The organism is Rhizobium sp. BK418, assembly GCF_004341105.1.
GTDB lineage: Bacteria > Pseudomonadota > Alphaproteobacteria > Rhizobiales > Rhizobiaceae > Rhizobium.
The window spans coordinates 466,707-488,846 of sequence record NZ_SLZK01000003.1 but is presented as its reverse complement, the minus strand read 5'-3'; the positions used below and the strand labels follow the sequence as shown (position 1 = coordinate 488,846).

Annotated in this window: 23 protein-coding genes; 11 read left to right on the top strand and 12 right to left on the bottom strand. The window is 58.8% G+C overall.

What is annotated here, in order from left to right; all coding sequences use genetic code 11:
• The first annotated feature begins 484 nt into the window (after nucleotides 1-484).
• Both EV281_RS13870 and EV281_RS13865 read left to right on the top strand, forming a co-directional pair.
• Nucleotides 485-700 (top strand): cold-shock protein, encoded by a 216-nt coding sequence (locus tag EV281_RS13870; RefSeq protein WP_007824341.1) that lies wholly within the window; start codon nucleotides 485-487, stop codon nucleotides 698-700.
• A gap of 144 nt (nucleotides 701-844) precedes the next feature.
• On the top strand, nucleotides 845-1,318 hold the full coding sequence (locus EV281_RS13865; protein ID WP_132653672.1) for a BA14K family protein: 474 nt from the start codon (nucleotides 845-847) through the stop codon (nucleotides 1,316-1,318).
• 68 nt (nucleotides 1,319-1,386) lie between these two features.
• Here the strand turns inward: EV281_RS13865 and EV281_RS13860 are convergent, their stop codons facing one another.
• A complete protein-coding gene (locus EV281_RS13860; protein WP_132653671.1) occupies nucleotides 1,387-2,259 on the bottom strand; it encodes an oxidoreductase in 873 nt (290 codons plus the stop codon).
• 98 nt (nucleotides 2,260-2,357) lie between these two features.
• Here EV281_RS13860 and EV281_RS13855 point away from each other — a divergent pair, with 98 nt between their 5' ends.
• On the top strand, nucleotides 2,358-2,735 hold the full coding sequence (locus EV281_RS13855) for a helix-turn-helix domain-containing protein (protein WP_245508264.1): 378 nt from the start codon (nucleotides 2,358-2,360) through the stop codon (nucleotides 2,733-2,735).
• Here the strand turns inward: EV281_RS13855 and EV281_RS13850 are convergent.
• The 5 genes from EV281_RS13850 to EV281_RS13830 all read right to left on the bottom strand — a co-directional run bounded on the left by EV281_RS13850 (nucleotide 2,732) and on the right by EV281_RS13830 (nucleotide 7,145).
• On the bottom strand, nucleotides 2,732-4,108 hold the full coding sequence (locus EV281_RS13850; RefSeq protein ID WP_132653669.1) for an ATP-binding protein: 1,377 nt from the start codon (nucleotides 4,106-4,108) through the stop codon (nucleotides 2,732-2,734). The two genes, EV281_RS13855 and EV281_RS13850, sit on opposite strands and share 4 nt — an antisense overlap.
• Nucleotides 4,109-4,133: 25 nt before the next feature.
• Nucleotides 4,134-4,835, bottom strand: a complete 702-nt coding sequence (locus tag EV281_RS13845) for a response regulator transcription factor (protein WP_113428340.1) — start codon at nucleotides 4,833-4,835, stop codon at nucleotides 4,134-4,136.
• Nucleotides 4,836-5,327, bottom strand: a complete 492-nt coding sequence (locus tag EV281_RS13840) for a MarR family transcriptional regulator (protein ID WP_132653668.1) — start codon at nucleotides 5,325-5,327, stop codon at nucleotides 4,836-4,838.
• A gap of 654 nt (nucleotides 5,328-5,981) precedes the next feature.
• On the bottom strand, nucleotides 5,982-6,248 hold the full coding sequence (locus EV281_RS13835) for a hypothetical protein (RefSeq protein ID WP_132653667.1): 267 nt from the start codon (nucleotides 6,246-6,248) through the stop codon (nucleotides 5,982-5,984).
• Between the two features lie 279 nt (nucleotides 6,249-6,527).
• Entirely contained in the window at nucleotides 6,528-7,145 is a 618-nt protein-coding gene (locus EV281_RS13830; protein WP_132653666.1) for a DUF1236 domain-containing protein, read from the bottom strand.
• 278 nt (nucleotides 7,146-7,423) lie between these two features.
• Between EV281_RS13830 and EV281_RS13825 the strand changes: the two genes are divergently transcribed.
• Both EV281_RS13825 and EV281_RS13820 read left to right on the top strand, forming a co-directional pair.
• Nucleotides 7,424-8,068, top strand: a complete 645-nt coding sequence (locus EV281_RS13825; RefSeq protein ID WP_132653665.1) for an MBL fold metallo-hydrolase — start codon at nucleotides 7,424-7,426, stop codon at nucleotides 8,066-8,068.
• 2 nt (nucleotides 8,069-8,070) lie between these two features.
• Nucleotides 8,071-8,640: a DUF1349 domain-containing protein gene (locus EV281_RS13820; RefSeq protein WP_132653664.1), complete on the top strand. Its 570-nt coding sequence runs from the start codon at nucleotides 8,071-8,073 to the stop codon at nucleotides 8,638-8,640.
• Between the two features lie 40 nt (nucleotides 8,641-8,680).
• On the opposite strand, the gene EV281_RS13815 is transcribed toward EV281_RS13820, so the two are convergent.
• From EV281_RS13815 to EV281_RS13800, 4 genes are all read right to left on the bottom strand, one after another.
• Nucleotides 8,681-9,022, bottom strand: a complete 342-nt coding sequence (locus EV281_RS13815; RefSeq protein WP_132653663.1) for a tRNA-binding protein — start codon at nucleotides 9,020-9,022, stop codon at nucleotides 8,681-8,683.
• Nucleotides 9,023-9,033: 11 nt separating this feature from the next.
• Complete coding sequence (gene proC, locus EV281_RS13810) at nucleotides 9,034-9,861, bottom strand: pyrroline-5-carboxylate reductase (RefSeq protein WP_132653662.1); 828 nt, start codon at nucleotides 9,859-9,861, stop codon at nucleotides 9,034-9,036.
• Between the two features lies 1 nt (nucleotide 9,862).
• A complete protein-coding gene (locus EV281_RS13805; protein WP_132653661.1) occupies nucleotides 9,863-10,363 on the bottom strand; it encodes a YbjN domain-containing protein in 501 nt (166 codons plus the stop codon).
• A gap of 401 nt (nucleotides 10,364-10,764) precedes the next feature.
• Nucleotides 10,765-11,025: an accessory factor UbiK family protein gene (locus tag EV281_RS13800; RefSeq protein WP_132653660.1), complete on the bottom strand. Its 261-nt coding sequence runs from the start codon at nucleotides 11,023-11,025 to the stop codon at nucleotides 10,765-10,767.
• 192 nt (nucleotides 11,026-11,217) lie between these two features.
• Here EV281_RS13800 and lgt point away from each other — a divergent pair, with 192 nt between their 5' ends.
• The 6 genes from lgt (at nucleotide 11,218) to EV281_RS13770 (ending at nucleotide 17,241) form a co-directional block, all read left to right on the top strand.
• Nucleotides 11,218-12,072, top strand: coding sequence for a prolipoprotein diacylglyceryl transferase (lgt, locus tag EV281_RS13795; RefSeq protein ID WP_132653659.1), 855 nt, complete (start codon nucleotides 11,218-11,220; stop codon nucleotides 12,070-12,072).
• Between the two features lie 19 nt (nucleotides 12,073-12,091).
• Nucleotides 12,092-13,192, top strand: a complete 1,101-nt coding sequence (locus tag EV281_RS13790; protein ID WP_132653658.1) for a class I SAM-dependent methyltransferase — start codon at nucleotides 12,092-12,094, stop codon at nucleotides 13,190-13,192.
• Nucleotides 13,193-13,298: 106 nt separating this feature from the next.
• Nucleotides 13,299-14,093, top strand: a complete 795-nt coding sequence (gene pgeF / locus EV281_RS13785) for a peptidoglycan editing factor PgeF (protein WP_132653657.1) — start codon at nucleotides 13,299-13,301, stop codon at nucleotides 14,091-14,093.
• Between the two features lie 5 nt (nucleotides 14,094-14,098).
• Nucleotides 14,099-15,250 carry a Xaa-Pro peptidase family protein gene (locus EV281_RS13780; RefSeq protein ID WP_132653656.1) on the top strand — a complete coding sequence of 384 codons (1,152 nt, stop codon included), beginning with the start codon at nucleotides 14,099-14,101 and terminating at the stop codon, nucleotides 15,248-15,250.
• A gap of 101 nt (nucleotides 15,251-15,351) precedes the next feature.
• Nucleotides 15,352-16,203, top strand: a complete 852-nt coding sequence (locus EV281_RS13775) for a hypothetical protein (RefSeq protein WP_132653655.1) — start codon at nucleotides 15,352-15,354, stop codon at nucleotides 16,201-16,203.
• Between the two features lie 105 nt (nucleotides 16,204-16,308).
• Nucleotides 16,309-17,241 (top strand): ribose-phosphate pyrophosphokinase, encoded by a 933-nt coding sequence (locus tag EV281_RS13770; RefSeq protein WP_132653654.1) that lies wholly within the window; start codon nucleotides 16,309-16,311, stop codon nucleotides 17,239-17,241.
• A gap of 141 nt (nucleotides 17,242-17,382) precedes the next feature.
• On the opposite strand, the gene EV281_RS13765 is transcribed toward EV281_RS13770, so the two are convergent.
• Entirely contained in the window at nucleotides 17,383-18,930 is a 1,548-nt protein-coding gene (locus EV281_RS13765; RefSeq protein ID WP_132653653.1) for a hypothetical protein, read from the bottom strand.
• A gap of 164 nt (nucleotides 18,931-19,094) precedes the next feature.
• A complete protein-coding gene (locus tag EV281_RS13760) occupies nucleotides 19,095-21,884 on the bottom strand; it encodes an EAL domain-containing protein (RefSeq protein ID WP_132653652.1) in 2,790 nt (929 codons plus the stop codon).
• Nucleotides 21,885-22,140 lie beyond the last annotated feature (256 nt).

Sequence of the window (22,140 nt, the reverse complement as noted above, 5' to 3'; positions counted from 1 at the left end):
CGTCCATTTGTGGGCTATTTAAGGCTTTTCAAAAATTTTTTTAAGCACGCGGAGGGACGCGCTATCGTTGCATTTTTGGTAAAATCTGCCCGGAACTTATATTGCAGACGATATAAAACGTTAATCATTTGCTACTGATGGAGGATTTTTTGCGTTTTCGCGAAAACAGGCCACATTTGCGAGTGTGTTCTTAGGAACACGTTAAAAAACTTTTGCTTGCCAAAATCCGCCAAACGCAGCACTCTTCGCGCGTTCGGGCATTTTGCGAGCATGGGAAGTCCTTAAGAATTTGCGCGCCGGAAACGCTAATATTCCGGTCAGCCGGTTCCAAAAAAATGCAGGTTTTAAATCCTGTCTGGAGCCGGCGGAGGTAGAGGGGACCTTTTTCTCACATTTCAAGATTTGCCTGTCGGAGTCTTCGCAAGAAGGCAATACTGTAATGCTGCCCGTGTGGATGGCGGGCGGAGACAAAAGGACCTGAGGCATGGCCGAGACTGGCACTGTAAAATTCTTCAATACCGACAAGGGCTTCGGCTTTATCAAGCCGGACAAGGGCGGCGCCGATATCTTCGTTCACATTTCTGCCGTTCAGGCTTCCGGCCTGGCCGGTCTGACGGAAAATCAGAAAGTAAGCTTCGACACGGAGCCGGATCGCCGCGGCAAGGGCCCGAAGGCCGTCAATCTGCAGATTTCAGGCTGAACCTTCGCATAGGCGTGGAATTCGAGTTGAAGCCCGGCAGTGATGCCGGGTTTTGTCGTTCAGCCTTCGTTCAGCATGACGCCGCTACCTTCAGAACCATAGAGAAGGGACCGCTTCCGGTTCCCGATACCGGGATTTTACGCGATGAACAGGCTTACAAAGACCATTCTTCTGACGGCAACCGCCGCTGCTCTGACCCTCTCGGCTATCGGCGAAGCTTCCGCCGACGACCGCTACTGGCGTCATGGGCACAGCCACCATGGCAACGACGCGTGGGTTGGTGGCGCTGTCGGCCTTGCCACCGGCCTAATCGTCGGGTCCGCCATCGCCAATGCCAATAACGGCCCGGTTTACGAAGAGCGCCGCTACATCGATCCGCCGGTCTATGAGCCGGAATATGCTCCGCCGCCGGTTTACCGTGCTCGTCCGGTATATTCCGAACCCGTCTATTCCGAGCCAGTCTATGGCCGTCCCGTCTATGGTCGTCCCGTCGGCGCCATGGAGCCCTGGAGCGCCCAATGGCAGCGCTATTGCTCCTACCGCTACCGTAGCTTCGATCCGCAGAGCGGTACCTACATCGGCAATGACGGCCGCGAGCACTTTTGCGTCGCGAGCTGATAGTCCGATAATACTTTGAATGAAAAGCGCCGCCTCCGAGCGGCGCTTTTCATTTGTGGCAGATAGTCTTAACCGGCTTTCTTATCCCACGGCATACGGACAGCCCCTCCGCCCGGCTCGAAATCAGTCGATAGGCTGACGGCACGCCAGGTACGATCGGCCTCCATTCGCGCAGCATCTGCCTTTTCCACCGCTGCGGCCGCATCACTGCCAAGCAGCAGGCGTAATGGTGGTACATCGAGTGAAGCAATGTGCAGCACCACGGCAGCGGCCTTATCCGGATCGCCGGGTTGGCGACCGTTGTAGTTGCGCTGGTACTCCGCCATGGCGCCGACCGTTTCGGCATATTCCGGGCGGCCTCCATAAATCGCCGTCGACGAACCGGCAAAATCCGTGCGGAAGCCGCCTGGTTCGATGACCGTCACCTTGATACCAAGCGGCCCAACCTCTTTGGACAGCACTTCGGAAAAGCCTTCGACGCCCCATTTCGCCGCGGCATAGGGCGCACGACCCACAGGCCCGATCCTTCCGCCGACGGAAGAGAATTGGATGATATGCCCTGCCCCCTGCCCGCGCATGATCGGGATCGCCGCCTTGGTCATGATAACGGTGCCGAAGAGATTGGTCTCGATCTGTGCACGGAAATCCGCAAGACTCGTATCCTCGATCGGCGCGACGTTGCCGTAGCCGGCATTGTTGACAAGCACATCGAGCCTGCCAAATGTTTCGACTGCCGTCTTCACCGCCGCGCTCGCGGCAGCCTCATCGGTCACGTCAAGCGGCAGCGCCAGAACGCGCGAACCAAATGCCTTGACAAGACCCGCAAGCTGCCCGGGATCGCGTGCCGTTGCCACCAGTCTGTCGCCAGCTTCGAGCACCGCAGTGGCCAGCGCCCGGCCGAGGCCGCGCGAACTTCCCGTAATCAACCAAACCTTCGACATGGAAACCTCCTTTTTCGGTTTCCGGTTCATCTAGGATCTGTTGTTTCAGATGGAAAGAAGGTACCTTAGAGATCTATACACACCTGAAAGTAACTACGATGAAAGATGATATCTTCGACTTCTGCTCCAATATGAGCGATGAGCAGGATGCCAGGGCACGCCAACTGCTGGAGCGCGCCGCGGCAAAATGGCCGCTGCGCGTCCTTCACGTGCTGTCGGAAGCCGATGGTCCCCTGCGGTTTTCAAGGGTGCTGGAACGGGTCGAGGATATCAGCCAGAAGGTGCTGACACAGACGCTGCGCACGCTCGAAAGCGACGGTCTCGTCATCCGTACGCTCTATCCGCAGGTACCGCCACGCGTCGAATATGCGCTGACCCCGCTTGGCCGCGAGCTCTTGACCCAGGTCGTCTCGCTCTGGCGCTGGATCGTCATCCATCTGAATGAATTCGACGCCAAACCGGCGAGCGAGCGCTAGGCCGGAATCCTCACCGTCGCCCTTAATCCGCCAAGCGGACTGTCGCTGAGCGTGATGTTTCCGCCATGGCTGCGCGCAATGTCTCTGACGATCGCAAGCCCGAGGCCAGTCCCGGACGCATCGAGATTGCGTGCGGTGTCCAGGCGGAAGAATGGCTTGAACACGTCTTCCCGATACTTCTCAGGGATGCCTGGGCCATCGTCGTCGAAGATAATGGTCAGCCACTTTGCCCCGTGCTTCGCCTCGATGTTCAGCGTGCCTGCATAGCGCCTTGCATTGGAGGCGAGATTTGTCACAAGCCGCGTGAAGGCATTCGGCCGCACCGAGATATCGTCCTCGCCGTCGATGGAATAGGTCAGCACCTTGCCGTGCAGTTCGAAATCGGCTTCGAGCTTCTCGAAAATCTCGCTGAGCTTCAGCTCGCCGACATCCTCCTCGACCTCGCCCTTGGCGAAAGCCATATAGGCTTCAAGCATCGTCTGCATGTCATTGACGTCTTCATTCAGACCGGCGAGATCGGGATTGTCGCCGGCAAGCGCCAGCTGCAGCTTGAAGCGCGTCAGGATAGTCCTGAGGTCATGGCTGACGCCTGAGAGCATCGCCGTTCGCTGCTCGATCTGCCGCTCGATGCGCTCGCGCATGAGGATGAAGGCAAGGCCAGCGCGACGAACTTCATCGGCGCCGCGCGGATAGAAATTGTCGGCCTTCTGCCCCTTGCCGAAACTCTCGGCTGCCCGCGCCAGATTGAGGATCGGCCGGATCTGGCCGCGCAGGAAGAGGATCGAGATTGCGATCAGCACCAGCGACGCGCCGACCATCCAGAGAATGAAGATATGCGTGTTCGACGCATAGGCCTGGCTGCGTTTTGTGATGACGCGCAGGATGCGGTTGTCGAGCTTGATGCGGATCTCGATGAGGTTGGAATTGCCGACCGTATCAATCCAGAACGGCCGGCGGATTTCATCAGTGATTTCGTCGCTCAGAATGCTATCGAGGATCGAGAAGAACGGCTTGTCTCGCGGCGGTGGCAAATCTCCATCCGGCTCGATCGAAATCTGCAGGTTGAGCTGATCGCGAGCAATGCGGATGATTTCGCTATAGTCCGCATCTTGCGGATAGGTATTGATGACCTCGATGATGGCGGCAATATCGCGGGTAACGCCAAGCGACAGCCGCTCGGTCACCATCTGCCAGTGACGCTCCATGAACACGGCAGCGACGACCGATTGCAGAAGCACCATCGGAATGATGATGATGAGGAGCGAACGCGTATAGAGGCCTGTCGGCAGCCGCCGCCGCAGCCAGCGGATGAACCAGCGCCAGCCCGGTGCCGGAGAGCGGTCTTCCCGCCGCAAGCTGTCGAATGTCACCATTTGCGCCGGTCCCGAACCTGTCCTTTCAGTCGATGCTCAGCCTGTATCCGATACCGCGCACGGTCTGCAGCCAGACCGGATTGGCAGGATCGTCTTCGATCTTGCGGCGCAGGCGGTTGATCTGAACGTCGATGGTGCGTTCACCGACTTCCGCGTCGTCTCCGATCAACTCGTGCCGGGGGATCGTATCGCCGGCCCGCCGGGCAAACAGGAGCATGATCTCCTGTTCGCGGTCCGTCAGACGGATCACTTCGGCCGCCTTCTTCAACTCCTTGCGGGTGAGCGAGAACGTGTAGGGGCCGAACATGATCTGCTCGATCTTCGGCGTATCACCGCCGCTGTTGCGGCGCAGGATGTTGTTGACGCGCAGGACCAGTTCACGCGGGTCGAAAGGCTTGGAAAGGTAATCGTCGGCACCCGCCTCGAGACCGGCGATGCGGTTGCCGGATTCGGCAAGCGCCGTCAGCATGATGATCGGCACGTTCTTCACGGCTCTGAGCCCGCGCGTGACGTCGATTCCGGATTCGCCTGGCATCATCACGTCCATGATGATGAGGTCAAAATCGAGCCCCGCGAGTTTGCGCTGCGCTTCGGCTCCATCGGAAGCGACGGTCACGCGAAAACCATTTTCCGTCAGGTAGCGGTTCAGGAGTGCGCGAATACGGGTGTCGTCATCGACAACGAGAAGGTGCGCCGCGTCATCGGAAATGCCTGTTTTCACCGCCATTTAATTCGCCTTCTGTCTGTTTCTCATGCCTCTGAGAAACGCCTTTACGCCCTCCCGCGCCTCCGGGGAAGCTCCTTCGAATGCCCGTTCAATACGGCGTGATTGCGGCTCGGCAAGCGCAAGCGCCAGCTCCCTGCCCGATTTGGTAGGATAGAGCTTGCGCTGACGGCGATCCTCCGGGCCTGCCACTTGCCGAATATAGCCTGAATCGATCAGTTGTTTCAGTACTCTTGCAAGGCTTTGCTTGGTGATCTTCAGCGTCTCGAGCAGATCCGCGACGGTCATGCCTGGATTGCGGTTGACGAAGTGCACGACGCGGTGATGCGCCCGCCCGAAACCGCTCTTTTCGAGAATGGCATCGGGGTCTGAAACGAAATCGCGATAAGCGAAGAAGAACAGCTCGATAATCTCGAAATCAATAGTGCCGACATCCTCCATCGGAGCGGTCAGCGGCTCAAGTTTGCCTGCTTTCGAGCTGGTCTGTCGTGGCACTCTGTTTCCTTTCTCTCGGCGCGCTGTCAGCGAAACCTAAGCAAAAATATGTCAGCTTGCTGACGTACTTTTTGCCAAGAACTTTCCGAATCTTGCGGAAGGCTGAAAGGACTGTTCCATCTGGAAACTAAAACCGGACCGGCAAATCTCCAGCGCAACGCGCAATTTCCCCTTGCGCCAGTGGATAGAACGTAATGAGGGCAACAATCAACAGACATGGCGCAAGCGCGCAGGAGAGGCAATGCCCAGCGATGCTCGCGGCCAGACGGCGGAGGCGATCGGCGCCGGTATCTTCTCTATCAAGGATGGCGTTATTCACACGCTCACGCGGGGATCGCTTCCTGAACGGCATCACCCGCAGACGGAAATCGAACCGGCCAAACGACGCAGTATCGAAGTCGCTCAACAAGCGCCCGGAAGAGCTGAAGAGCTTTTCCGAATGCCTTTTGAGCGGTTCGTCCGGGCAAATCACCTAGTTTCCGAAACCGGGCTTAATCGCTGCACAATGCGACAGCTTTTGACGCCAATGAACGACTACATGAGAGAACCGATCCGGCCGCTGCAATCGCCGCCGAATAAGACCTCAACCAGTCATGGCGCCGACCAGACGCTTGTGTCTGCCGCTCCGTTTCTTCGCCCAGCGCGCCTGAACCTTCAGCGTGCCTTGGCCATGACCAGGCCAGCAAGCGTCGAAAGAATGCCGCCACCGATCAGTCCGCCGATGCCGTCGGCAATCAGCCCAGTCATTGCGGCTTCACCGCCGACCATGCTGAGCAGCATACCGCCACCGATACCACCGATAGCACCCGCGATTGTGCGGGCAACGACGTTGATCGCCTGCTGCTTGAGCGCAGCGCTTGCGACATTGCCGCCAACAGCACCCGCAATCAATTGTGTGATGAGCGGAAGTAGCGCTTCCATAATTCCCTCCTCTGGCGATCTCCCCGATCACCGACTCATGCCATCGCCGGATGGCACATTTGGATATTAGCATATTTCAGAGGAGAAATAGAGAATTCTGGCAACCCACGCGGGAGCTTATGAAGACTGCCTCGGGCGAGCGTCGCTGCTCGTTCGGCGATCTGCCGCCACCGATAGGCAGCAGATACCAGGCATGAGATCGAACCGATGGAGACGCCGAGCGGCTGGCGTAGTTCTCAATAAGCCCAAGGCGGCCGCATGGCCGCCTCTCTACTGAGCTCATTGATAGACATAGACGATGCGGCGCGTGCCCGGGTCGACCAGCACCGGCCGATTGTTGATGCGGACATAGCGATACTGATAATCCGGAATCGTCTGGAAGGTCACATCCGCAGGAACTTCGGCACCGACGACCACATCGCCACCAAGCCGCACGGTTTGTGTCGGGGTCGTGTCGATATAGGTGAGCACTTCGTCCGGCGGCGTAATGGCCTCGACCGAGCCAACCGGGCCGATCAGTTCGTCGCCCGGCGCCGGCATTGGCTGTACCGGCACGACGCTGCCAGTCGTCTCATAGGTCACGACAGGCACGCCGAGTTCGGCGCGATGCTGCTCGACGATGACGGGCGAGCCGCCCTGATCGACCTGCAGATACTGGGCATAGACCCAGCCGCGCACGCCGCTCACGTCGACACGGCACCAGCGGCTGCCTTCGATGCAGCCATCAAGCACGGCAGTCGAGCCTCGCATGGCGACGCCGACGGAAGGATATTGCGGACCAGGGCCTGAGCGGATGTTCAGGTCGCTGATGGATGTCGCTACCATGTCCGCCTGGGCAAAGCCGGCGCTTACGGCCAGAAAGGCGCCTGCCAGCAGAAGGTTTCTCTTCAGGGTCATTGTAATATCTCCCTTGTTGCCATGGGCTGACAACGCGTGGGTTGCCAGGATGTTCCTCTCCGCACGGTCGAGCCGAAAACGGCATCGGGAAACCTTGGATAAGCCATTGAAAAAGCATCGCAAACGCGCCTGATAGCGTGGCGACCTGCCGCTTGAATGATCAATAAATTCCTGTTGCAGCCTGTCTTTTCCGCGTGAGCCTGCCGAAAATTCCGGCTGCCTTCGACTGCATTTGCGCCTATAGAGATAGGACATTGAAGACGCGAAGTGAGGCATTCATGGGCATGCTCCAGGCCGGAATCATTCCGGTGACACCCTTCCAGCAGAACTGCACCATTCTCTTCGATCCGGACACGAAGGAAGGCGTAGTCGTCGATCCCGGTGGCGATGTCTCTGTCATTGCAGGCGTGATCGAGGAGCACGGCCTCGAGATCAAGGAAATCTGGCTTACCCACGGCCATCTCGATCATGCCGGCGGCGCCAAGGAACTCAAGGAGAAGCTCGGAGTCGATATCGTTGGCCCGCATGAGGACGATCTGCCGCTCCTGCAGCGCATCGAAACCCAGGCCGAGAAATATGGCGTACAGGGCCTGCAGAACGTCACACCCGACCGCTGGCTGAAGGATGGCGACACGGTCTCGTTTGGTGCCCACAAATTCGAGGTCTACCACACACCAGGCCATGCGCCGGGCCACGTGATCTACTTCAACCGCGCGCAGAAATTCGCCCATCTCGGCGACGTGCTCTTCAATGGCTCGATCGGCCGGACCGACCTGCCCGGCGGAAACCATCGTCAACTTCTCGATTCCATCCGAGACAAGGTACTGCCGCTCGGCGACGACGTCGGCTTCATCTGCGGTCACGGGCCCGGCAGTCGCATCGGCGACGAACGCCGTGAAAATCCCTTCTTGCGAGAGACCTGAGCATGAAACACATGGCTTGGCTGAACGCACCGCCCTTCTTCGAGGAACGCGACGGCGCCCTTCACGTCCGCTCCGGCGAAAAGACCGATTTCTGGCAGGGCACCTATTACGGCTTCCACCGCGACGATGGCCACTTTCTGCATGAAAGCCGCAAGGGCGATTTCACCGCCGAAGTCACCTTCTCCGCCAATTACGAAGCGCTCTATGATCAAGCCGGCTTGATGATCCGCGTTGATGAAAAGCACTGGATGAAGTGTGGCATCGAATATACCGATGGGGCCAGACATTTCAGCACCGTGGTTACCAACGGCAATTCCGACTGGTCGGCCTTTCGCATCGGCCATGATTTCGATGCGATTTCGGTGCGCGCCACACGCAACGGCGACGCCCTGTTCATCCAGTACAGCACGGATACGATGGACGAATGGCGCATGGCCCGCCTCGCCTGGTTCGATCCGGCTTTCGAGGAGGTACTGGTCGGCCCCGTCTTCTGTTCGCCGCAACGCGCCGGTTTCGAAGCCGTCTTCCACGATTTTACATTGAGTGATCCGCTGTCGCGCGATATCCACTGAGACCCATCCGGGTTGGCCGACCCGGATAGGTCTGGCTGGCCTACATCAGCTTCTGTCCATTCGGAACCGGCCGCTCGACCGCCGCAAGCACGATGTCGCCCTTCTCGTCCGCAAAACCGAGTGTCAGCACTTCCGATCGAAACGGCCCGATCTGACGCGGCGGAAAGTTGACGACGGCCATCACCTGCCGTCCGACAAGCCGCTCCGGCGAATAATGCACCGTGATCTGCGCCGAGGATTTCTTGACGCCAATCTCTGATCCGAAATCGATCAAGAGCTTGATCGCCGGCTTGCGGGCTTCCGGAAACGGGCTGGCCTCGATGACGGTGCCGATACGAATATCGACGCGCTCGAAATCGGCAAAGGTAATCTCTTCGGCCATGATTGGCGTTCTCAGCTGGCGAGTTCTTCGGCACGCTTGCGGGCAGCCGCGAGCGCTCTGTCGAACAACGGCTGCATGCCCTCTTCGGCCATCAGAACGGAAAGTGCTGCCGCGGTCGTCCCGCCAGGAGAGGTCACGTTCTGGCGCAGGCGAGCCGCGTCATCGGGGGACTGGTGCAGCAACTCACCAGCCCCCGCGACAGTTTCCCGCGCAAGACGCATGGCAAGGTCCGCCTGCAGGCCAAGTTTACGGCCTGCTTCTGCCATACACTCGACGAGATAGAACACATAGGCAGGCCCGCTGCCCGAGAGCGCCGTGACGGAATCGATATCGGATTCTGCAGGTACCCATTCGACCGGGCCAGAGACACGAAGAAGGGCATTGACGCCGTCGCGTTGCGCAACGCTGACGCGCGTATTGGCATAGGCACCAGTTACACCACGTCCGATCATCGCAGGCGTGTTCGGCATAGCACGCACCATGGCCGCCTCGCCGAGATGTTTTTCGAGAAAGGCAAGCGTCTTGCCGGCAGCGACCGAAACAACCACCGTCTGCGATCCGACGACGCTCTTGATGGTGGGAAGCACGGCGTCCATCACCTGCGGCTTCACCGCAAGGAACAGAACACCGGCCTTGAGATCGGCAGGAGCCGCTGTGACATGCGTGGCACCGGCATCGGCGATAGTCGACATCATCGCTGACGACGGACCGGGATCGACCACCACCACTGCAGAACCCGGAACTCCGCTCTTCAGCCATCCGGAAAGCATGGCACCGCCCATATTGCCGGCACCGATGAGAACGACCGGATTGGCCGCCGAAAAAATGGTCGCAGGCATGTTATGCCTCACCGACGGTTTCAAAAAGGACCGCCTCCATCGCCTTGTTGGCTTCCATGCCGGACCATACGACGAATTGGAAAGCTTGATAATAGGCTTCGCAGGTATCGAGCGCACTGGACAGCAGCACTTCGACCTGGCGATTGGTCGGCTCGGCCCCGCCGGCAAGCAGCAGCGACTGACGGAAGATGACAACATCTTCCTGACGCCACAGGTCGAAGTGCCCCATCAGCACCTGCCCGTTGATCGCCGAGAGCAGCTTCACCACTTCGTTGACCCTGACTTCAGGAACCTTGATGTCGAAGGCGCAGCCGAGATGCAGCGCTTCAAATTCCTCCATCCAGGAAAAAGAGACATGATAGTCGGCCCAGCGGCCTTCTACAGTCATTGCAATTTCGTCTTCGCCGGAGCGCTCGAATGACCAGTCATTATTTGAGGCCACGTACTCGATCATGTCGACCGGGTTTGACTGGCGTTCGACTTCCAATTCCATAAGGCTCATGCAGCACCTTCTTGACCGGAATGAATGCGGCCCAACTTCGTGAAAAAACACAAAACAAGACACACGCAATACCGGAAACCACCACTCGGGATGATCGCTGAACCGCTGCCAGACTAACGCAGTGAACCTGCCCGGAGCTTACCATTCGCTTCGAATCATCATTTAAAATCAGTGTATAATGCCCCTGGCGGCCTGCCAGCCCCCCGAGCGGAAATTTGGCCGGGCCGGTTGTGGAAAGCACTTAGGGAATCAGATTCAACGGGGGAGGTAAAAGACTCTGCTCATTGGATTTTTTGGCAGTGTCCACAGGTGGAAAAGCATACCTGATTTTTTTATCGAAGATGCGGCATGTAGCACATGGGCCACGCCGCACCTTATACAGCAACTTATCTTTGCTGATATCACTTGCCCTTTGCGGCAAGCTTCGCTTCGAGCGCAGCAATACGGGCAGCGAGCACCTCGTTTTCGTCGCGGGCCTTGATAGCCATTTCGCGCACGGCTTCGAATTCCTCACGCTTGACGACATCCATGCTGTTCAGCCAGCGCTCGGCTTGCGCGTTGAACGCCGTCTCGATCTCCTTGCGCACGCCCTGCGCTGCACCGGCGGCATCGGTCATCAGCTTGGCGAATTCATCCATGATGCGGTTCGTTCCGGTCGTCATGGCGTATTTCTCCCTTCGCACGACGTGATTGTCAGGCCTTGCGGCCGCTGAAATGGAGGTAGGGCTTCGCCGTTAAGGATGCAAGCGCTTTGCGCGGGATAAGCCCTTACGCTAGGCCCCGTGACGAACAATGCACTTGACCGTCAGACATCGCGGAGCCATGTTCCGCGCATCTCAACGGGTGGGAAAACCTTGCCGATAGCCGCTGATCTTCTTGCTATAATGCCTTTCCCTAATATCGACCCGATCGCTTTTTCGATCGGCCCGCTGGCGATTCACTGGTATGGTCTGGCCTATGTCGCCGGCATCCTGCTCGGCTGGGCCTATGCCCGCCGCCTTGCCGCAAACGATGCGCTTTGGCCGAACGATAGCTCGCCCATTACAAGGACCCAGCTCGACGACTTCATCGTCTGGGCAGCCCTCGGCATCGTGCTGGGCGGTCGCATCGGCTACATTCTCTTCTATGATCTCGGCGCCATCGTCGAAAATCCGATCCGCGCCGTGCAGATCTGGAATGGCGGCATGTCCTTCCATGGCGGCCTGACCGGGACCACGATCGCCATGATCCTCTTTGCCCGCCGCAACCATATCCCGATCTGGAGCCTGTTCGACATCGTCGCAACAGTCGTACCCTGCGGCTTGTTCTTCGGCCGTATTGCCAACTTCATCAACGGCGAGCTCTGGGGCCGGCTGACGGACATGCCCTGGGCAGTCGTCTTCCCGACTGGCGGCCCCTTTGCCCGCCATCCGAGCCAGCTTTACGAAGCCGGTCTGGAAGGCATCGTCTTGCTGCTCGTTCTTGCTGCCCTCGTCTTTGGCGCCAAGGCTCTGAAGAGCCCGGGCCTCATCACTGGCGTCTTCGTCTGCGGCTATGCGCTGTCGCGCATCCTTGTGGAATTCTTCCGGGAGCCGGATGCGCAGCTCGGCTATCTGCTCGGCACAAGTTGGCTGACGATGGGCATGGTTCTGTCCTTCCCCATGATCCTGCTCGGCCTCTGGGCGATCTTCCGCGCCCGCCGTCAGGCTGCTGCTTTGCAGCAGCACTGAAGACACCGGGACTGCCGCCATGACCACCGCATTAGGCGAAAAGATCAAGACGATCATCCAGGCAAACGGACCGATCAGTGTCACCGACTATTTCTCGCTGTGCCTTGCTGATCCCGAATACGGCTATTACCGCACCCGCGAGCCCTTCGGCCGTTCGGGCGATTTCGTGACCGCGCCCGAGGTCAGCCAGCTCTTCGGCGAAATGATTGGCGTCTTCGTGGTCCACGCATGGCAGCGTCACGACATGGCCGCTGGCGTTCGCCTCGTCGAAATCGGCCCCGGCCGCGGCACGATGATGTCGGATATGTTGCGGGTGATTGCGCGCATCGCCCCGCCGCTCTTCGACAATATGACGATCCATCTGGTCGAAACGAGTGAACGCCTGCGCGATATCCAGGGCCAGACGCTCGAGCCGTATGACGGCAAGGTCAGCTGGCATTCCGGCTTCGACGAGGTACCGCCCGGCTTCACGCTGATCGTCGCCAACGAGCTCTTCGACGCGATCCCGATCCGACAGTTCATACGCACTCCGACCGGCTTTCGCGAGCGCATGGTCGGCCTCGATGCCGATGGCGAACTGATGTTTGCGGCTGGTGTCGCCGGCATAGATCCGGCGCTACTGCCTGAGCCCGCGCAGAACGTCCCTGTCGGCACACTGTTCGAGATCTCGCCCGCGCGCCAGGCAGTCATGAGTGCCATCTGCGAAAGGCTGCGGGCCTTCAGCGGCACCGCGCTCGTAATCGACTACGGACACCTCGTCACCGGTTTTGGCGACACGCTGCAAGCCGTGCGCATGCACGAATTCGATCCGCCGCTCGCCCATCCCGGCGAAGCGGACCTGACGAGCCATGTCGATTTCCAGCAGCTTGCGGAAACGGCGGCTTCTGCCGAGATCCACATCAACGGCGCGCTCCATCAAGGTGATTTCCTGACCGGCCTTGGCATTCTGGAACGCGCAGCCGCTCTTGGCCGCGACCGGGAACCGCATACGCAGCAGATCATCCAGAGCGCCGTCGATCGGTTGGCCGGCGCGGGAGAAGGTCGCATGGGCGAACTCTTCAAGGTGCTCGCCGTCTCTTATCCGGCGATCGACCTGATGCCGTTCCGTCCGGTGGATTGACAGGCGGCCCGACGCTCGCCAACATCCGCCGCAAAATGGCATGCTTCGCCGGACGAGATTCGGCGACGATGACGTCGATCCCCTCCAAAAAGACCCGGAATATCGCATGACAGATTCGGCCTCTCCAGCACCGATCGAAAGCGCGCTGCTGAACGAAGTGGCCGGCGGCGTGATCCGCCACGGCTATTTCACCCGCGCTGGCGGAGTATCCGAAGGCATCTATCGCGGCCTCAATGTCGGCCTCGGCTCAAATGACGAGCGTGAAAATGTACAGGAAAACCGCAGGCGCGTCGCCGCCTGGTTCGACCTGCCGGTCGACCGGCTGGCGACAGTCCATCAGGTCCACTCCCCCGACGTCGTCACCGTCGGGCCCGATTACGACGGTTCCAGGCCTCAGGCGGACGCGATGGTTACGACAACGCCTGGCATCGTATTGGGTGTGCTGGCCGCCGATTGCGGTCCGATCCTCTTTGCCGATCCGGAAAACCGCGTGATCGGCGCCGCCCATGCCGGTTGGAAAGGCGCCCTGACCGGTGTACTTGAAAACACTATCGGTGCGATGGAGGCGCTTGGCGCCAGCAAGGATAATATCGTCGCCTGCCTCGGCCCCTCGATCAGCCAGGCAAGTTATGAAGTCGGCCCTGAATTCATCGAGCGCTTTCTTGCCTACGATCCGGCCTATGAACGTTATTTCATCCCCTCCCGGACATCTGGCCATGCCATGTTTGATCTGCCGGGACTGACCGTCGAGCGACTGAAAAACGCAGGCGTGCGCGCCGAAAGCCTCGGCCTTTGCACCTATCCAGACAGCGAGCGCTTTTTTTCCTATCGCCGGACCACACATAAAAAAGAACCGGACTACGGCCGGCAGATTTCGGCGATCAGCATCAGGGAGATGTAACCGGTATGGCACTCCATTTCGAACGAGCTGAATTTGCGAGCCGGCTCGCACGCCTGACAGACAGGATGAAGGAAGAAAAGCTCGATGCCCTGCTGCTTTTCGCGCAAGAGAGCATGTACTGGCTGACCGGCTACGACAGCTTCGGCTACTGCTTCTTCCAGACGCTGGTCGTCAAGTCCGACGGAACCATGGCCCTCCTCACCCGTTCGGCCGACTTGCGTCAGGCCCGGCACACTTCCATTATTGAAGACATTCATATCTGGGTCGATCGCGTCAATGCCGATCCGACAATGGACCTCAAGAATCTGCTTGTCGAGATGGACCTGCTCGGCGCCCGCATCGGCGTCGAATATGACACACACGGCATGACGGGCCGGGTCGCACGGCTGCTTGATGCGCAACTGACGACTTTCGGCCAGATCAGTGACGCCTCCTACCTCGTCAGCCGACTACGCCTCATCAAGAGCCCGACCGAGGTCGCCTATATCGAGCATGCCGCCGTGCTGGCGGATGATGCGCTGGACGCGGCGATGCGATTGACCAAGCCCGGCGCCGACGAAGCCGATATTCTCGCCGCCATGCAGGGCGCCATCTTCGCCGGCGGAGGCGACTATCCGGCCAACGAATTTATCATTGGCTCCGGAGCCGATGCCCTGCTCTGCCGCTACAAGGCCGGCCGCCGCAAGCTCGACGCGAATGACCAACTGACCCTCGAATGGGCCGGCACCTATGCGCATTATCATGCCGCGATGATGCGTACGATCGTCCTCGGCGAGCCGACGCACCGTCAGCGTGAACTCTATAATGCTTGTCTCGAGACGATCCAGGCGATCGAGACCGTACTGAAACCCGGCCACACCTTCGGCGATGTCTTCGATATGCATGCCAGAATCATGGACGAACGCGGCCTCGCCCGCCATCGCCTCAATGCCTGCGGCTACTCTCTCGGCGCGCGCTTCTCCCCCTCCTGGATGGAACATCAGATGTTCCATGCCGGCAATCCTCAGCCGATCGAGCCGAACATGTCGCTCTTCGTGCATATGATCATTGCCGATTCCGATACCGGTACGGCAATGACCCTCGGCCAGACCTATCTGACCACGGGGGAAGCACCCCGTACGCTTTCGCGTCATCCACTGGATTTCATCGGCGTCTAAGCAGTGCAATCATCGGCAAGAATCCGGAATTGACAGACAGGTCCCCCCACCCGCATAAATTCGCTGGGGCTGATGCAATTGTGGGAAGGACGAACCGAGGGATGACGCGAGTTGCGACTGCGCCCACGCTCCTGATCTGTCTCGCCTTGCTTTCTGCCTGCAACACGACCGATGCGCTAAACCTGACACCGCCGATGGAGATCGGCGACTCCTCGGTGGCTCAACGCTCGTCCACGCCCGTGACGCAAAGCGAGGCGGAACGCATGGCCGGAGAGCCGCAGCAGACCTTTCCGGCCAGTCCCCGCCGGAACGGTTATACGCCGAGCTATAGCCAGCAAACGAGTCCGACCCGGCCGAACTATTCGGCACAGGCCTACCGGCCCGGCACTGGCGCTCCGCCGACGACGATGCAGGCTCAGGCCGATGCGCTCACCCGCAACGGCTCTTCGCCAGCCGCCTCGGGACCGATCGAGGGACAATCCTTGCCTCCGCCTTCCTCGGCAGCCGGGCAGCCGACCGCCCCGCAACAGCAGCCAACACAGACGGCCGCACTCGATCCCTCTATCTCTTCATCGACGTCGATCCGCGGCAATACCGTACGCTTCCTGCCGATCATTGGTGCGCCGGTCCAGGCTGTCACCCCGCTGTCACGCCAGCTGGGCGCGGAAGCCCGCGCGCACGGCCTCGCCATCAAGAGCTCCAACGACACAAGCAGCGATTACATTCTGAAGGGCTATCTCTCCGCTTTCAGCGACGAGGGCAAGGTTACCGTAGTCTATGTCTGGGATGTACTCGACAATGCCGGCGCTCGGCTGCATCGCATCCAAGGACAGGAAAGCGTGCCGACGGCAGCGGCGGATCCCTGGGCTGGCGTGCCTGCTTCCGTGATGCAGCAGATCGCCTCCAAGACGATCTCGGAATTTACATCCTGGCGGCAGAGCCAGGGCGGTTAGTCACAAGCTTTTTATAAATATAAAAGTATGTGACGCCTTAGCCCTTGCATTCACCGGGAAGCTGGCTAAAAAGCGCGGCTATCAGCGCATAACAGGCGGACCAAGATGAAGGTTTTCGCAGGCAATTCGAACCGGCAACTCGCCGAAGCGATCTGCAACTATCTCAATGTTCCCTTAGGGAAAGCCAGTGTCCGAAGGTTTGCCGACCAGGAAATCTTCGTGGAAATTCAGGAAAATGTGCGCGGCGAGGACGTTTTCCTCGTGCAGCCCACCTCCTTCCCGACCAATGACCACCTGATGGAATTGCTGATCATGATTGACGCCATGCGTCGTTCGTCAGCCCGCCGCATCACCGCCGTCCTTCCCTATTTCGGTTATGCCCGCCAGGACCGCCGCGCCTCCGGCCGCACACCGATCTCCGCCAAGCTCGTTGCAAACCTGATCACCGAAGCCGGCGCCGACCGCGTCATGACGCTCGATCTCCACGCCGGTCAGATCCAGGGATTCTTCGATATACCGACGGACAACCTCTTCGCCATGCCTGTGCTGACGCGCGACATCAAAAGCCACTATGACCTCAGCAACGTCATGGTCGTCTCGCCCGACGTCGGCGGCGTGGTTCGCGCCCGCGCGCTCGCCAAGCGCCTGGACTGTCTCCTGGCCATCGTCGACAAGCGTCGCGAGCGGCCCGGTGAATCCGAAGTCATGAACATCATCGGCGATGTCACAGGCAAGGACTGCCTGCTGATCGACGACATCGTCGATTCCGGCGGCACGCTCTGCAACGCAGCCGATGCGATGCTTGCAAAGGGCGCGTCCAGCGTCACCGCCTATATCACGCACGGCGTACTCTCCGGCGGCGCGGTTACGCGTGTCACCTCCTCAAAGCTGCGCGAACTCGTCATCACGGATTCGATCCAGCCGACGACCGCTGTGCTCTCCGCCCACAACATCCGCGTCGTGACGACGGCGCCGCTGATCGGCGAAGCCATCAGCCGCACGGCTCAGGAAGAGTCCGTCTCCAGTCTCTTCGACTAAAAGAGCCGGCATTTAACCGGCTCTTTCGATTTCAGACTACTTCTGGTTCTTCTATTCCGAATTATCGGGCCTCTGGAGTCGCGCGACAGGACCAAAAAGCCGGCGCAAGGCCGGCTTTTTTTTCCGATGCACGTGAGACGCTCAGGGCTGCTGCTGCGGCGCCTGGTCCTGATCCTGGTCCGGTTCCAGTCCCTGTTCCGGCTCCTGCCCTTGATCCTGATCCGGTTCCTCGGTATCCGGCCCCTTGATCTGCTGACCATTGATCGCCACCGAACCGTCGCCTGCCATGCTGATATCCCAGCGCGAGCGACCATCCGGGTCCGTCTTGGCAAAACCCTTGGCCATCATCATGCCGAAGGACACTTGCTGGAGGTTGGGGTCGCTCTTGGCAAGCTCCTGAATGGCAGCAATCGACTTGTCGAGATCGCGGGCCAAAATCGATGCCTGGAGTGAATAATCCTTCTGCGCATCGACGCGGCCCTGCAGCTTCCCGGTGACGTCGATATCGTAAACATCGGAGACAGCGGTGAACTTCGGAAGATCCACGACGAAGACACCGTCATGGAAGAGCTTCTCGGCAGCCTGCTTGCCGCTTTCTTCCGAATTGTCGCCGCTCGAGAAATCGATCTTCATGAATTCGTCGCTGAAAGCGGCGAAATCCATGTCGGGAACCGCAATCTGCAGATCGACACTCTTCGGTAGGAAGGCATGGTAGCTCGCCGGTACGATCGGGCTGTCGAGCGTCACTTCCTTGGTATTCATGCCGAAAGCAAACCGGACTGCGTCACTTGGACCGTCGATGGAAAAATTATAGCCGAAGGCCTTGGCTCCGCCGCTGCCGGTAACCGTGGCGATAGTGAGGTTATTCGCCGTAATTGTCTCGTTGGCCGACGAGAACAGCGGGAAGGATGCCTTGAGGACCGATTTCAGCTTGTCGCCATCTTCCTTGCTCAGATTCTTCTCATTGAGATGGTCGAGAACGAAGAAGACGATATCGCGGATTTCTTTCGCCGGCAGGCTGACGACACTGGCATTGAAGTCTATCGAATCCGCCTTGATGTTGACGGGTGGCATCTGCGGGCCGGTAACCGTCTCCGACATCGCCGAAAGCGACCCGTTCCCCTTGAAATCCAGCCGGCCGTTACCGCTGGCACTGTCGGCGGAATCAAGCCTGTAATACATGCCGGCAAAACTCGCATCGACCTGGTCTGTATCGGACTTCGAGGTGACCCGGATGTCGCTGGCCTTGAAATCGCCTGAACGCAGATAGGCGATCGCTGGATCGAAGACGCCGTTATAGACAAGCGATGCAATGGAATAGGTGAAATCCGTGGCCTTATCGTCCGGACCCTTGAAATTGCCGGAAATATTGAAGCTGTTGTTGCCTTCGAGGTTCCAGAACCCATTGTCGAGCGGCGTGGCGAAGACCGACCAGGGCGCCAGTCCGTTCACTACAACCTTGGTCGGGTCCACTTTCGAAAGCAGTTTAGCAAGATCATAAATGACCTCGTAGCGGTTGCCCGCCGGGTTGACGGTTACAAACCCGCTTTTGGCAATATCGTCTGGCAACACTTTCGCCAGACTATCGCGAAGCTTGTTCGCTCCGTCCTGATTGATCTCAGCCCCATGCGCTGCCCCGAACAGCGATAGGGCAACAAGGCTCGTCGTCGTTATAAGTTTGAGACGCATATCCGCACTCTCCTCAGCCGCTTTGGATGCGGCCATAGGAAGATCGGATAGCTTCCGGTGTCAACCCAGCACGCTTGAACGGATGTATTTTGCAATTCGGCCCCATGAGACCGGTCTGCCCTGCCGAAGTTTGCCGTGCCTCCGATCCTGATCGCGCCCTCCGGTCAAGCCGCTGTGTTGAGCGCAAGCCGTTGTTTTTCCATTCGTGCCGGACGGCCGAAATAGTAGCCTTGAGCCTCGTCGCAGCCTTCGGATGTCAGCAGTTCGAGTTGGCTCAGCGTTTCGACGCCTTCGGCAAGCACGGGGATCGACAAGCCGCGTCCTAGCGCCAGGATGGAGCGAATAACCGCCTTTGCTTCCTGGCTGGTCTCGACCTCATTCATGAAGCTGCGATCGAGCTTGATCTTGTCGAAGGGGAACGAGCGAAGGGTTTCAAGCGAAGAATAGCCCGTTCCGAAATCGTCTATGGCAATGGCAACGCCCTGCTGCTTCAGCGCACGCATAGCGACCAGCGCCTTGTTCTTGTCGACGATGATCGACGACTCGGTAATCTCCAGTTCGAGCCGTGATGCCGGCAGACCAGTTTCGTCAAGGACCGAGCGAACCAGCTCCGCGATGTTTGCATGGGCGATCTGGATGGGCGAAATATTGACGGCGATCTTGATGTCGTTCTTCCAGCTGACTGCCTCTCTGCATGCTTCACGAAGCACCCATTCGCCGATAGGCACAATCGCACCGCACTCCTCGGCAATCGGAATGAAATCGACAGGCGGAATGTTCCCGCGTTCGGGATGGTTCCATCTGAGCAGCACTTCGTAACCGGTCGTCTTGCCGGTCGGAACCGACTTCTGAACCTGATAATGAAGGTACATCTGATCGCGTTCGATCGCGGCCCACAGGTCACGGGCCAGTTTTCTCCTGTCCCGCGACGCTTCGTCCATGGATTCCTCGTAGAAACAGACGTTGTGCCCGACTTCATGCTTTGCCCGATACATAGCGAGATCAGCATTCGCGAGAAGCGTTTCCGCCTTGTCTCCGGCTTCGGGGTAAAGTGCAACGCCAAGACTCGCGCCGGGGACGATGTGATGCCCCTCGAAATCCATCTTCTCCGTGAGGACGGCTTCCAGCCGCGCAACGAAATCGTCAAGCTCAGCCCTGCCGTTGAACCGCTTTACAGCCGCGAATTCGTCTCCCCCCAGCCGAGCGACGAACTCCTCGTCACGCAGGATGCCATTCAATCGTGCGGCCAAGATGCTCAACACGAAATCGCCTGCCAGATGCCCCATCTGGTCATTGATTTCCTTAAATCTATCCAGATCGATGCCAATGACTGCAACCTTGCTGGACAGCCTTTTGGCGATTGCCAGCTGATGCGACAGATAGTCATTGAAGGTCGGACGGTTCGGTAGACCGGTCAAAGCATCGTGCTTGGCCATGAATGCGATTTTCTCTTCGCGCGCCAGCCGTTCGGTAATGTCTTCGAATGTCGTAACCCAGCCACCATCCGCCAGAACGTTGAACGTCGCAAGAATGGACCGGCCTTTCATCGTCTGATGCACCAGGGTCTTCTGACCTGAGCGCATGGTGGCCATATGCCGGCGGTAGTGATCCGTTGCCCTTGAATCGGCATTATCGTTGTCGCCAAGGATGATCTGATAGCCGCTGCGCACGATCTCGGAATAGGTAAGACCCGGGCGAATGAAATTCTCAGGAAAACCGAAAAGCTGGCTATAGCGAGCGTTTGCGAGGATCAGGCGCTCATTGCTGTCGAACATCGAGATGCCCTGGCTCATATTCTCCAGAGCCAGATCGAGGTTTCGCGATACTTCGTCGATGCGATCACGGTCGATCTTTGTCTGGGTGATATCCCGGATGATCTTCGCGTATCCGACAAGTTTGCGGCCGTCGTCATAGACGGGCTGGATGACGACATGGGCCCAGAACGAGGATCCGTCCTTGCGGAAACGAAGTCCCTCGGCCTCAAACCTGCCATTGGCGAGAGCGGATTGAAGAGCCTGCTGCGGAAGCGCCTTCTGCTGATCTTCGGCGGAATAAAACCGGGCGAAATTCTCTCCGACAATCTCAGCGGCGCTATAACCTTTCGCCCGTTCGGCTCCCGCATTCCAGTTCGTTACGACGCCTGTAGGATCGAGCATATAGATTGCGTAGTCCGTCACACCCTGCACGAGCAACTCAAACTTGGTCTCGCTCGCGCTCGTCTGCCTGGCTGCGCGAAACGCGATGATCGATGCCGAAATACCCGAGGCGAGCATTGAAATCGACACGACGAGAATGGTCACCAACAGGACCGGCTTCGACAGTGCCTGCGGTTCTATCGCTCTCCCACCCCCTTCGACAAAGGACAACGCACCCATTGCCGTGAAATGCATCAACACGATGCCAAGCGACAGCGCAGAGGCAGCGGCGAGAACGTTCCAGTTCGAACCTTTACAGTTCTTTGTGAGCGCAAATCCCCATGTCGCCATCACAACCGATATGATCAGCGCGGACGCAACAAGATGCTGGTCCCAGACGACCGTCCCGGGAACCTGCAGACCGGCCATGCCGGTGAAATGCATGGCTGCAACGCCGACACCGAAAACTAGGCCGGCGGCAATATTGGCCTGAGAACCCGAAAGGGACACGGCTGCCATGCCGGCGACAAAGGTGGAGGCAAAAGCTGCGCCAAGCGAAATCAGCGTCAAATCGCGATCATAGCCGACGATCATGCCAGGATCATAAGCCAGCATGGCGACGAAATGCGTCGACCAGATGCCGAAGCCGCCGGCCGCGCCCGCGACGGAGAGCCAGATCCAGCGCGGCGCGCCTTTCGACTTGCCGGCGCTTCTCAGGAACAGGATCGTTCCGAGATTGGACACTAGGCATAGCGCAGCAGCCAACAAAACGAGTGTCAGGTCATGTTGATATGTCAGGCAGGATACGATCGCGAACATGAGAAGCCCATTCTTTTCATGTCCGACATCGATCTGCCGACGTTAAAGAAGCGATAATCAGCGGCTTTGGCTGCTAAAGTGGAACCTTCTGTTCGACTTTGTGATTAACGCGCGAACAATGAAGGCTTATCAGCAGTTTTGACGCCACCTGAAGAGTACCAACGATTGCACTCCGCAAGATTTTGGGTGTAACGCCAACGAAGCGTGTAACTCCGCCTGTCCGATTGGTCTTTACGTGACGAGACGCCGGGTTTCG